This window comes from Zhengella sp., assembly GCF_041397485.1.
GTDB lineage: Bacteria > Pseudomonadota > Alphaproteobacteria > Rhizobiales > Rhizobiaceae > Zhengella.
This window is the reverse complement of record NZ_JAWKWO010000001.1, coordinates 736,519-748,436: the sequence shown is the minus strand read 5'-3', so window position 1 is coordinate 748,436 and position 11,918 is coordinate 736,519. Positions and strand designations below refer to the sequence as shown.

The following is an 11,918-nucleotide window of genomic DNA, read 5'->3' as shown; positions in this document are numbered from 1 at the left end:
GAAAAAGGGCGCGCCCGCAGATGGGCGCGCCCCCGGTCCTGCCAAGGACAGTCAGAGGAGAGGGTTCGGGTCAGTCCTGCGGCAGGATGACGGAATCGATGACGTGGATGACGCCATTGTCGGCAGCGACATCGGCCGAAACCACCTTGGCGCCGTCGACCATCACGCCATCGGCGTTCTTCGTCACTTCGATCGTGGTGTCGCCGCTGCCCTTGAGCGTGGCGACTTCGCTGGTGCCTTCGGCAATGTCACCGGCCATGATCTTCGACGGCACGACGTGATATTGCAGGATGGCGGCGAGCTTGTCCTTGTTCTCCGGCTTCAGGAGATCTTCCACCGTGCCCTCGGGCAGCTTGGCGAATGCTTCGTCGGTCGGCGCGAAAACGGTGAGGTTCTCACCCGTGGCCAGCGCGTCGGCAAGGCCGGCGGCCTGCGCGGCAGCCAGCAGCGTGTTGAACGTGCCGGCCGACTGGGCGGTCTCGACGATGTTGCTGGCGGCAGCCGGCGTGGCGGCAGCGGCGCCAAGGGCGATGGCGGAGGCAAAGGCATACATGCGCATGTGATTTTCTCCCGTTGGTCAATGGCGTTCCGGCAGCCCTCTGGGGTTGGAGGGGGCAGGGCTTCCGGCGACAGGCAGTGTTTGCGCCCTGTCACCGGCTTTCACGCAGGGGCGGGGATCACGGTTCAGTCAAAATTCAGGCGGGAGTTTTCCTTCACGGCTGCGTGAACGCAGTGATCCGTCATTGCGTTGCCACAGTCCCGGCCGGCGTGAAGTAGGCGGGGCGTGGAACGTGACGCGCCGCCCCGGTTGCAGGGCGGATGGAAAACGAAAGCGGGCGGCCGATGGCCGCCCGGTGATCGTGCCGGCAAGGCCGGACCATGCGCCGTCGCCGCTCAGGCGGCGCTTGCCGACATTGCCGCTCAGGCGGCGCTTGCCGCCATTGCCGCGCCGCCGGCTTCCGTCAGCAGGAAGGCTTCGCCGCACTGGCGCGCCAGGTTGCGCACCCGCAGGATGTAGCTCTGGCGCTCGGTGACCGAGATCACGCCGCGCGCATCCAGCAGGTTGAAGACGTGGGACGCCTTGATGCACTGGTCATAGGCCGGCAGCACGCATTTGTGCAGGTGGCCCGGCTGATCCGGCGCGCCGGCCGCAAGCAGGGCGGCGCATTCCTTTTCCGCATCGATGAAATGCTGATGCAGCATGGCGGTGTTGGCATATTCGAAATTGTGTCGCGAATATTCCTGCTCGGCCTGCAGGAAGACATCGCCATAGGTGACTTTCTCCGACCCCTCGCGGCCGTTGAAGTTCAGGTCATAGACATTGTCGACGCCCTGCACATACATGGCGATACGCTCCAGCCCGTAGGTCAGTTCGCCCGAAACGGGGGCGCATTCGATGCCGCAGACCTGCTGGAAATAGGTGAACTGCGAAACCTCCATGCCGTCGCACCAGCATTCCCAGCCCAGCCCCCAGGCGCCCAGCGTCGGGCTTTCCCAGTCGTCCTCGACAAAGCGGATGTCATGGACGAGCGGATCGAGCCCGATGGCCTGCAGGGAGCCGAGATAGAGCTCCTGAAGATTGGACGGGTTGGGCTTCAGGATGACCTGATACTGGTAATAGTGTTGCAGCCGGTTCGGATTCTCGCCGTAGCGCCCGTCCTTGGGCCGGCGTGACGGCTGCACATAGGCGGCATTCCATGGCTTCGGCCCGAGCGAGCGCAGCGTGGTGGCCGGGTGGAACGTGCCCGCGCCCACTTCCATGTCATAGGGCTGCAGGATGGCGCAGCCGTAATCGGCCCAGTAATTGTGCAGGGCGAGGATCAGCCCCTGGAAGGAACGCTGTGGGCTCATGTGGTCTGCGGTCATGGCGGCTGCCTTGCTCGTCTGGAAGCGGTGTCTGCCGCTGATTAGCCCCGGCGGTGGAGCATGGTCAAGGCGCATGGACGATCGCGCAGGACGGACATGCCGTCGCCGCCCGGTTTTTCGCAAAATGTAAACTGCGGGACAGACCGGACTTGAAATCTCCGGCAGGAAGGCCACAAATCCCTGCCACTGCATTGACCGGAGGATCCCATGTATCGCAGCCCTGTCGAGGAAATCGCCTTCACGCTCAAGCATGTTGCCGGCATCGGCAAGGCCATGGAGGAGGGGCGGCTCGGCGACCTGTCGGAAGACCTTCTCGACGCCATCCTGGAGGAAGCCGGCAAGTTCGCCTCCGATGAGATCGCCCCGCTCTACAAGGTGGGCGACACCCAGGGCTGCACCCATGCCGATGGCAAGGTGACGCTTCCCGATGGCTGGGCCGATCTTTACCGCCGCTGGGCGGCCGGCGGCTGGAACGCCATTTCGGGCCCTGTCGATTTCGGCGGCCAGGGTCTCCCGGTCTCGCTCAACACCGCCACCCAGGAAATGTGGAATTCCGCTTCCATGGGCTTTGCGCTCGGACCCATGCTGACCATGGGCGCCATCGAGGCGCTGGAAGCGCATGGCTCCGACAGCCTCAAGGCGAAATTCCTCGAAAAGCTCGTGTCCGGCGAATGGACCGGCACGATGAACCTGACCGAGCCGCAGGCCGGCTCGGATCTCAACGCGCTGCGCGCCCGCGCCGAGCCTGTGGGCGATGGCACCTATCGCATTTTCGGCCAGAAGATCTTCATCACCTGGGGCGAGCACGACGCAACGGACAACATCGTCCACCTCGTCTTGGCGCGCCTGCCCGATGCTCCCGCCGGCACGCGCGGCATTTCGCTCTTCCTCGTGCCGAAATTCCTCGTCAACGATGACGGCAGCCTGGGCGCGCGCAATGATGCCATTTGCCATTCCATCGAGCACAAGCTTGGCATCCACGGATCGCCCACCTGCACCATGATCTATGGCGACGGCAGGCATGGCGAGACGCCCGGCGCCATCGGCTACCTGATCGGCGAGGAAAACCGCGGCCTGGCCTGCATGTTCACCATGATGAACAATGCCAGGCTGAATGTCGGCATTCAGGGCGTTTCGGTGGCCGAGGCGGCCTACCAGCATGCGCTGGCCTATGCCCTGGACCGCAGGCAGGGCAAGGCGCCGGGCCATGACGGCGAGGGCATGGCGCCCATCGTCCACCATGCCGACATCCGCCGCACCCTGCTGACCATGAAGGCGCTCACCCAGGCCGCCCGCGCCATCTGCTACAATTGCGCCCATGCCATCGACATGGGACGGACAGGCGAGGACGATGCCGCCCGCTGGCGCGACCGCGCCGGCCTGCTGACGCCGGTGGCCAAGGCGTTCTCCACCGATATCGGCGTGGATGTCGCCTCCATGGGCATCCAGGTGCATGGCGGCATGGGGTTCATCGAGGAAACAGGCGCTGCCGCCTATCTGCGCGACGCCCGCATCGCGCCCATCTACGAGGGCACCAACGGCATCCAGGCGATCGACCTGGTCACCCGCAAGCTGCCGCTGGGCGGCGGCGCGCATGTCCATGACTACATTGCCGAACTGCGTGGCGATGCCGAAACGGCGCGCACCTCCAACGAGCCCGCGCTGGGCGAGACCGGTGCGCGTCTCGATGCCGCGCTGGACGATCTGGAAGCGGCGACGCGCTTCCTTCAGGACGCGCTGTCGGGCGGACGCATGGAAGAGGCGCTGGCCGGTGCCACGCCCTATCTGCGCCTGTTCGGACTGGCCGCCGGTGGCTGCTATCTCGCGCGCGCGGCAGCCAGCGGAAACGGGGAAGGCCGCGCGGCGCTGGCCCGTTTCTTCGCCGAGAACCTGGTCGGCGAGACGGCGGCGCTGAAGGACCGCGTCATGGCGGGCACGGCAAGCCTGGAAGCGGCCTCCGCGATCCTGATGGCATCCTGAGCGGATGCCGCTTACGTAAACGGAAAAAAGATCTTGCCCTTGGCCATGGCGTGACGCAAACATCACCGCCACGGCCAGGGAGGATCAGCCATGAGCGAACACGTGATCATCGGGCGCGAAGGCCCGGTCATGACCATCCGGATGAACCGCCCGGACAAGAAGAACGCACTGACGCGCGCCATGTATGCGGCCATGGCCGCCGCGCTCACCGAATCCGACGACGATCCGGACATCCGTTGCCGCGTCATCCTGGGCGTTCCCGGCGCTTTCACGTCGGGCAACGACCTGGCCGATTTCCTGGCCATTTCCATGGGTGGGGAGGGCGGCATGGAGGTCTACGACTTCCTCATGGCGCTGGCGACGGCCAGAAAGCCGGTCGTGTCGGCGGCAGACGGCATCGCGGTCGGCATCGGCACCACCATCCATTTCCATTGCGACCTGACCTTCGCCACGCCGCGCACGGTTTTTCACACGCCCTTCGTCAGCCTCGGCCTGGTGCCGGAAGCAGGGTCCAGCCTGCTGGGCCCCGAGATCATGGGCCGCCAGCGCGCCTTCGCCATGCTGGGCATGAGCCGCGGCTTCACCGCGCAGGAGGCGAAGGACGCCGGCATGATCTGGGCCGTGGTGGGGGAGGATGAACTGGAAACACGCGCCATGGAGGCCGCCGCCGACATCGCCGCAAAACCGCCCGAGGCCCTCGGGATCGCCCGCGACCTGATGCTGGGCGACCGCACCGCTCTCGTCGAGCGCATCCGCGAGGAGGGAAAGCTCTTCCGCGCGCGCCTGAAATCCGATGAGGCGAAAGCCGCCTTCATGGCCTTCATGAACCGCAAGAAGGGCTGAAAGAGACCGGCAGGGAACTGCCGGCCCTCGTCAGTGTCAGACGTCTGCGCTTCAGGCGCCGATGCCGATATTGCCCAGCATGCGCTGCAGGCCGGCCTCGTTGGCCGCGGTGCTGGCGGCGGGCTTGCGCCGGCGCCGCTTGCCGTTCTTGTTTGCCGGCGAGGCCGCGTTGGAGGTCTTGGCCTGGGCGGCCGGCTTGGCTGCGGATGAGCCGCCGGAGGCCTTGCGCCCGGAGCGTCCCTCGGCCGCGCTGCCCCGCGTTTCGCCGGTGCGCGCCTTGCTCCGCCGGGGGCGGCGCTTGCGGCCTTCGCCGCGCGGTTCGGCTTTTTCCGCGTTCGGGCTCCGGGCCGCCCGCGCTTCGCCTTGCGGCGCGGCGGCTTCCACAGGCTGGTCCGCGCCGGTGTCATGGGCCGCGACCGGCAGCTTGATGCCGGTCAGCTTTTCGATGTCGCGCAGCAGCGGACGCTCCGACGTGTCGCAGAAGGCAACCGCCTGTCCGCTGCGTCCGGCACGCGCCGTGCGCCCGATCCGGTGGACATAGACTTCCGGGACATTCGGCAGGTCGTAATTGTAGACATGCGACACGTCGTCGATATCGATGCCGCGAGCCGCGATATCGGTGGCGACGAGGACGGAAAGCGAGCCATCGCGGAAGGCAGCCAGTGTCTTCTCGCGCTGGTTCTGGCTCTTGTTGCCGTGGATCGGCTGCGCATCGATGCCCGAGCGCCCGAGCTGCTGGCACAGCCGGTTCGCGCCATGCTTGGTGCGGGTGAAGACGATGGCGCGTTTTTCGCCGCCATCCTTCAGCAGCCTTGCCAGCAGGCGCGGCTTGGCCGTCTTCTCCACGAACACGACCGACTGGTCGATCCGTTCGATCGGTCGTGACACCGGCGCGACCGAGATTTCCGCCGGATCGCGCAGGAATTCGCTCGCCAGCTTGCGGATGAGCTTCGGCATGGTGGCCGAGAAAAGCAGCATCTGTCGCTTGGCGGGCAGCTTTTCGAGGATCTTGCGCAGCGCTGGCATGAAGCCGAGATCCAGCATCTGGTCGGCTTCGTCCAGCACGACCGTCTTCACGCCGGAAAGCGTGATGGCACCGGTCTGCATGTGGTCGAGCAGGCGGCCGGGCGTGGCCACCAGGAAATCGGCGCCGCGCGCCATGGCACGGGCCTGCGGCCCCGGCTTCACGCCGCCGATCACGGTGACGACCGAGGGTTTCAGCGCGCGGCCATAGGTCTCGATGGCATCCGCGATCTGGGCCGCCAGTTCGCGCGTCGGCGCCAGGATGAGAACGGTGGCGCTGCGCGCCGGCGGATTCGTGCGGCCCGCGGCCATCGCATTGAGCTGCGGCAGGACGAAAGCAGCCGTCTTGCCGGTGCCCGTCTGGGCTATGCCCAGCACGTCGCGTCCGCTCATGGTCACGGGAATGGTTTCCACCTGGATCGGTGTGGGATTCTGGTAGCCTTCGGCCAGAAGGGCATCGAGAACGGGTCTGGCAAGGCCAAGGTCTTTGAATGTGGTCAAGTTATGTCTTTTCCGGCCGCGCCCTGTCCCTGAGGTATGGCAAACGCGGCACTACTGGCGTGTTTCGGGAGAAACCAGCGTAGATCGGCAGCCCTGATCATGGCGCCTGTCGGCGCGGCGTGCTGGCAACGATCTTGGAGGATAATTGCGAGATCAATCCTTGCCGCTGGCCGCAAGGGCCATCTACGCGCGGCAGGAGACGATGCTCAAATGGCACCGGATCGCGGCGAATGCAAGGCATGCCCGGTATAATCTTGCAAACGCGGTGAATGACTCGCCAATGCCGCGCCTACGGATAGAGGCGGGCCTTGTCCCATCCGCCCCCGCCATCTGGCGTGAACACCACGCGGTCATGCAGCCGGAACGGGCGATCATGCCAGAATTCGATCTGCCGGGGCCGGATCCGGAAACCGGACCAGTGCGGCGGGCGGGGAATGTCTCCCACGGCATGGCGCGCCGTGTATTCCGCGACGGCCTTTTCCAGCGCGAAACGGCTTTCCAGCGGGCGCGACTGTTTCGACGCCCAGGCGCCGATGCGGCTGCCGCGCGGGCGCGAGGCGTAATACTCGTCCGCTTCCGCATCCGTGACGACGTCCACCGCGCCGCGCACACGCACCTGCCGGCGCAGGCTCTTCCAGTGGAAGCAGAGCGCGGCCTTGCGGGTCGCCAGGATTTCGCGCCCCTTGGCGCTCTCGAAATTGGTGTAGAACACGAAGCCCTTCTCGTCGAACCCTTTCAGAAGGACCATCCGCACATCGGGCAGGCCGTCCTCGTCCACCGTTGCCAGCGCCATGGCGTTCGGGTCGTTGATTTCCGCTTTGGTGGCATCGTCCAGCCATTCGCCAAACAGCTTCAGCGGTTCGCCGGCCAGCGTGAAGTCACTGCTTGTTAACCCTGTCTCGCCAATAGTCATTCCTGAAAATCCTGGTTGATCCCGAAGGAGGGATGCGTCTTGGTCCGTGTGCGGTCGTGTCAGAATGAAGGGATAGTGCGGTTCGCCCGCCTTGGCCAGTCTCTTGCGTCCGTTCTGCTGCTGGCAATGCTCACCGCCGGATGCGCCTCCAGGAATGTCGTTGCCGAGGCCGAGGTCGACCGTTCGCTCGTCACCTCTTCTGTCGGTCCCGCCGATGTCGTCAATACCGACGAGATGACCGTGCGCAATGCCGTCACCTCCACGGATATCGAGGGATTGTCCGGCAAGCCGATACCCTTTGCCAATCTCGACACCGGCGCCACCGGGCTGATCACCGCTGTCACGGAGGTCAAGCACCGCGGCGTGGTCTGCCGCCGCTTCGCGGGCACCATGCAACGCTTCGATGGTGTGTCGGCCATTCGCGGCGAGGCTTGCCTGGGCGACGACGGGGCCTGGTTCATGCGCACCTTCGAGCGCAGTTGAGGGCATGATGCCGCAAGGGACTGGCAGTTTTCGCCCGCCGTCCCCATATTGGCAGCAACTGTTCACAAACCCGTGATGGAAGACCCCATGACGCGCGATCCCTATGATGTGCTGGGCGTGGCGAGGGCTGCGTCCGCCAAGGAAATCAAGTCGGCTTACCGCAAGCTGGCAAAGAAATATCATCCGGACCAGAATCCGGACGATCCGAAGGCCAAGGAGCGTTTCGCCGAGGCCTCGACCGCCTATGACATCCTCGGCGACGAGGAGAAGCGCAAGCAGTTCGACCGCGGCGAGATCGACGCGGAAGGCAAGCCGCGTTTCGCCGGGTTCGAAGGCGGCGATCCGTTCGGTCCGGGCGGGCCCTTCGCCGGTGCCGCTGGCGCGCGGGGGCCCCATGGCTCCCGTTTCGAGTTCCGCTCTGCAGGACCGGGTGGACCGGGTGGACCGGGCGGCTTCGATGCCGGCGACATCTTTTCCGACCTGTTCGGCCATGCCTTTTCGTCCGGCGGGCGCACCCGCCCGCGCGGGCCCGGCGCGCAGAAGGGCGAGGACATGAAGGCCACGCTGGCCGTCTCGCTGGAGGATGTGGCGAGCGCCGCAAAGGTGACGGCCGTCTTCCCCGACGGCCGCAAGCTGGCCATCAAGCTGCCCGAGGGCGTGGAGAACGGCCAGGCGATCCGCCTCAAGGGGCAGGGGGCTGAAAACCCGTTCGGCCAGCCGGGCGACGCGCTGGTGACAGTGAAGTTCAAGCCGCACCCGCTCTTCAGGGTCGAGGGCGCCGACCTTCATGCCGATCTGCCGGTCAGCCTGCGCGACGCGGTCAAGGGCGCCAAGGTGCCGTTGCAGACATTGTCGGGGCGCATCGCCGTCACGGTGCCAGCCTGGTCCAGTTCCGACAAGGTTCTGCGGCTGAAAGGGCGCGGCCTGCCGGTCAAGGGCGGTGGGCATGGCGATCTTTTCGCCCATGTCCGGATCATGCTGCCCGAAGGCGGCGACGAGGAGCTGGAAGCCTTCCTGAGCCGTGAAAAGGCGTGAAACACGCTTTGGAAAGGCGGAACTTTGGCTTGAAGCCTCCGGGTGCCTGTGCGATAAGCAGGCACTCGTTTGCTGAGCCTTTGCAGGAGACCAGACAGCATGACTGCGACCAATGGATTGATGGCTGGCAAGCGCGGCCTCATCATGGGCCTTGCCAACAACCGTTCGATGGCATGGGGCATTGCCCGCTCCCTGAGTGACGCGGGTGCGGAAATCGCCCTGACCTACCAGGGCGATGCGATGAAGAAGCGCGTCGAGCCGCTGGGCAACGAACTGGGCGCCTGGACGGTGGGCCATTGCGATGTTGCCGATCCGGACAGCATTGCCGCCACTTTTCAGGCCATCGAGGCGAAATGGGGCAAGATCGATTTCCTGGTCCACGCCATCGGCTTCTCCAACAAGGATGAACTTGACGGCCGCTATATCGAGACGTCGCGCGACAACTTCCTGATGACGATGGACATTTCGGTCTATTCGTTCACCGCTGTCGCCAAGGCCGCCGAAGGCATCATGAACGACGGCGGCTCCATGCTGACGCTCACCTATTACGGTGCCGAAAAGGTCATGCCGCATTACAACGTCATGGGCGTTGCCAAGGCCGCGCTGGAAGCCTCCGTGCGCTATCTTGCCGTCGATCTCGGCGGGCGCGGCATCCGCTGCAACGCCATTTCCGCCGGCCCGATCAAGACGCTCGCCGCCTCCGGCATCGGTGACTTCCGCTATATTCTCAAGTGGAACGAGTACAACTCGCCCCTGAAGCGCACCACGACCATTGACGAAGTGGGCGATTCGGCGCTCTTCCTTCTCTCCGATCTCGGACGCGGCACCACCGGCGAAGTGCTGCATGTCGATTCCGGCTACCACGTGGTCGGCATGAAGGCCGTGGACGCACCCGACATCTCCACCGTCTGATCGCGCGCCGCGCCGCGCCGTCATCGGGCTGTCACGCCTGCGTATATAAGAAAGCTATCATGTATCCGCTGACCTATATCGCCCGGCACGGACAGACCGACTGGAATGCCGAGAGACGGCTTCAGGGCCAGACCGACACCGTGCTCAACGAGACCGGACGCATGCAGGCCGATCACAACGGCCGCCTTCTCGCCGGTCTCATCGGCGCCGATCACGCCTCGTTCCGTTTCGTTTCCAGCCCGATGCGCCGCGCACGCGAAACCATGGAGCGCATGCGCGCCGGCCTGGGTCTCGAACGCGAGGGTTACGACACCGACCCCTTGCTCAAGGAACTGTCCTTCGGCGATTGGGAACGCCACACCTTCGAGGAGCTTGACGCGCTCAATCCCGGCACGTCACGGGAGCGGGCCGGCCGCAAATGGAGCTTCGTGCCACCGGGAGAGGGGGCCGAGAGTTATGAAATCCTGGCCGGGCGGGTTGCGCGGTGGCTCGAAACGCTGGATGTCCCGACGGTATGCGTTGCCCATGGCGGCACCATCCGTGCCCTGTTCCATCTCGTCAACGGCCTCTCCGGCGACGAGGCCGCTGAAATGGAAGTCCCGCAGGGTCGCCTGTTGAGGCTCGAAGGCAGCCGGATCGACTGGATCTGAGCGCGCGGCACCGCCAATTGCCGGCCTGGCGCCCGCCAGCCAGCCCGGCGGGCGCATGAAAATGTCACTCTTCGATATCCATGTCGGTGACGATGTTTTCGCCGTTCACCTCATTGTAGGATAGATAGACCTCCATGCCCTCCTTCAGGGCCGAGACATTGATTTCCGAATTCAGCTTGTAGGACGCACCGTCATCGAGCGTCAGCGTCATTGCGTCCGGATCGACCGAGACGATCGTGCCGCCGGTGACTTCCGCCATTGCGGGCGTGGCGAGCAGGGCGAGGGCAAGCAGGGGTGCGGCGATACGCGAAAGGGTAGGCATCATGTCTTTTCCTTGATTGTCGGACCTCGGTTCGAACCGAGACCCTGCTGCATCCCTTGGTCCGGCCAGACGGCATTATTGTGTCCGGCCGGGCTTTACGCCAGAACATTTTTTTGATCCGCCGGCCGCTCGCGCGCAGGCCCATGGCCAAACCGGGGCTTCTGTCTTGCTGCCGTTTGCTCTAAGAGGCGGACAGGCTTGGCGTGAACGGAACGAGGCACATGTCGCATAACACGTTCGGACATCTTTTTCGTGTGACCACCTGGGGAGAAAGCCACGGCCCGGCGCTGGGCTGCGTCATCGACGGCTGCCCGCCCGGCATCCGCTTCACGCGCGCCCAGATCCAGGTCGAGCTCGACAAGCGCCGCCCCGGCACATCACGCTTCGTCACCCAGCGCCAGGAGCCCGACCAGGTGCAAATCCTTTCGGGGGTCATGACCGAGGAAGACAGCGAGACGCTGGTCACCACCGGCACGCCGGTGTCGATGATGATCGAGAACACCGACCAGCGCTCCAAGGACTATTCCGAGATCGCGCGGCGCTATCGCCCCGGCCATGCCGACTATGCCTATGATGTGAAATACGGTATCCGTGACTATCGTGGCGGCGGCCGCTCCTCGGCCCGCGAGACGGCCGCGCGCGTGGCGGCCGGTGCGTTGGCGCGTCTCGTCGTGCCGGGCCTCAGGGTGCGTGGCGCCCTCGTCGCCATGGGCGAGAAGGACATCGACCGCAGCCGCTGGGACTGGGACGTGATCGGCCGCGAGGACAACCCGTTCTTCACCCCGGACGAGACCTCGATTCCCGTTTTCGCCGATTATCTCGGTTCCATCCGCAAGGCGGGTTCCTCGGTCGGCGCGATCATCGAGATCGTGGCCGATGGTGTGCCCGCGGGCCTCGGTGCACCCATCTATGCCAAGCTGGATCAGGACATCGCGGCCAATCTCATGTCGATCAACGCCGTCAAGGGCGTGGAAATCGGCAATGGCTTCGAGGCGGCCCGCCTGACCGGCGAGGACAATGCAGACCAGATGCGTATCGGCGCGGACGGCAAGCCGCATTTCCTGTCCAACCAGGCCGGCGGCGTGCTTGGCGGCATCTCCACCGGCCAGCCGGTCGTCGCCCGCTTCGCCGTCAAGCCGACATCCTCCATTCTTACGCCGCGCCAGTCCGTCGATGCCGATGGCAACGAGGTGGAAGTGCGCACCAAGGGCCGCCACGATCCTTGCGTCGGAATTCGCGCCGTGCCCATCGGAGAGGCCATGGTCGCCTGTGCCATTGCCGACCATTATCTCAGGCACAGGGGACAGACGGGGAGAATCTGATGCGGATAGCGGGGGATATGCCTCTTCGGCCGGCTCAACCCATAGCCAAAAACGTGCCGGGCGCTTAA

The 11,918-nt window shown here is 65.2% G+C and carries 12 protein-coding genes; 7 read left to right on the top strand and 5 right to left on the bottom strand.

Annotated elements, in window-relative coordinates; all coding sequences use genetic code 11:
* Positions 1 to 70: 70 nt before the first annotated feature.
* A complete protein-coding gene (locus R3D65_RS03470) occupies positions 71 to 559 on the bottom strand; it encodes a fasciclin domain-containing protein (RefSeq protein ID WP_371273838.1) in 489 nt (162 codons plus the stop codon).
* A 362-nt stretch (positions 560 to 921) separates the two neighbouring features.
* Entirely contained in the window at positions 922 to 1,851 is a 930-nt protein-coding gene (locus tag R3D65_RS03465; protein WP_371273837.1) for a glycine--tRNA ligase subunit alpha, read from the bottom strand.
* A gap of 222 nt (positions 1,852 to 2,073) precedes the next feature.
* Here R3D65_RS03465 and R3D65_RS03460 point away from each other — a divergent pair, with 222 nt between their 5' ends.
* Positions 2,074 to 3,846 carry an acyl-CoA dehydrogenase gene (locus R3D65_RS03460; protein WP_371273836.1) on the top strand — a complete coding sequence of 591 codons (1,773 nt, stop codon included), beginning with the start codon at positions 2,074 to 2,076 and terminating at the stop codon, positions 3,844 to 3,846.
* A gap of 90 nt (positions 3,847 to 3,936) precedes the next feature.
* Positions 3,937 to 4,689: a crotonase/enoyl-CoA hydratase family protein gene (locus R3D65_RS03455; protein ID WP_371273835.1), complete on the top strand. Its 753-nt coding sequence runs from the start codon at positions 3,937 to 3,939 to the stop codon at positions 4,687 to 4,689.
* A 51-nt stretch (positions 4,690 to 4,740) separates the two neighbouring features.
* Here R3D65_RS03455 and R3D65_RS03450 read toward each other — a convergent pair whose 3' ends face one another.
* Positions 4,741 to 6,213 (bottom strand): DEAD/DEAH box helicase, encoded by a 1,473-nt coding sequence (locus tag R3D65_RS03450; protein WP_371273834.1) that lies wholly within the window; start codon positions 6,211 to 6,213, stop codon positions 4,741 to 4,743.
* A gap of 289 nt (positions 6,214 to 6,502) precedes the next feature.
* Positions 6,503 to 7,120, bottom strand: coding sequence for a pyridoxamine 5'-phosphate oxidase (pdxH, locus tag R3D65_RS03445; protein WP_371274351.1), 618 nt, complete (start codon positions 7,118 to 7,120; stop codon positions 6,503 to 6,505).
* 81 nt (positions 7,121 to 7,201) lie between these two features.
* Between pdxH and R3D65_RS03440 the strand changes: the two genes are divergently transcribed.
* The 4 genes from R3D65_RS03440 (at position 7,202) to R3D65_RS03425 (ending at position 10,206) form a co-directional block, all read left to right on the top strand.
* Positions 7,202 to 7,609 carry an RT0821/Lpp0805 family surface protein gene (locus R3D65_RS03440; protein WP_371273833.1) on the top strand — a complete coding sequence of 136 codons (408 nt, stop codon included), beginning with the start codon at positions 7,202 to 7,204 and terminating at the stop codon, positions 7,607 to 7,609.
* Positions 7,610 to 7,696: 87 nt separating this feature from the next.
* Positions 7,697 to 8,644, top strand: coding sequence for a DnaJ C-terminal domain-containing protein (locus tag R3D65_RS03435; RefSeq protein WP_371273832.1), 948 nt, complete (start codon positions 7,697 to 7,699; stop codon positions 8,642 to 8,644).
* A 99-nt stretch (positions 8,645 to 8,743) separates the two neighbouring features.
* Positions 8,744 to 9,556, top strand: coding sequence for an enoyl-ACP reductase FabI (gene fabI / locus R3D65_RS03430; protein WP_371273830.1), 813 nt, complete (start codon positions 8,744 to 8,746; stop codon positions 9,554 to 9,556).
* A gap of 59 nt (positions 9,557 to 9,615) precedes the next feature.
* Positions 9,616 to 10,206, top strand: a complete 591-nt coding sequence (locus R3D65_RS03425) for a histidine phosphatase family protein (RefSeq protein WP_371273829.1) — start codon at positions 9,616 to 9,618, stop codon at positions 10,204 to 10,206.
* A gap of 64 nt (positions 10,207 to 10,270) precedes the next feature.
* On the opposite strand, the gene R3D65_RS03420 is transcribed toward R3D65_RS03425, so the two are convergent.
* Positions 10,271 to 10,531, bottom strand: a complete 261-nt coding sequence (locus R3D65_RS03420; RefSeq protein WP_371273828.1) for a DUF1344 domain-containing protein — start codon at positions 10,529 to 10,531, stop codon at positions 10,271 to 10,273.
* Positions 10,532 to 10,749: 218 nt separating this feature from the next.
* Between R3D65_RS03420 and aroC the strand changes: the two genes are divergently transcribed.
* Positions 10,750 to 11,850, top strand: a complete 1,101-nt coding sequence (aroC, locus tag R3D65_RS03415; RefSeq protein ID WP_371273827.1) for a chorismate synthase — start codon at positions 10,750 to 10,752, stop codon at positions 11,848 to 11,850.
* The last annotated feature ends 68 nt before the right edge of the window (positions 11,851 to 11,918 follow it).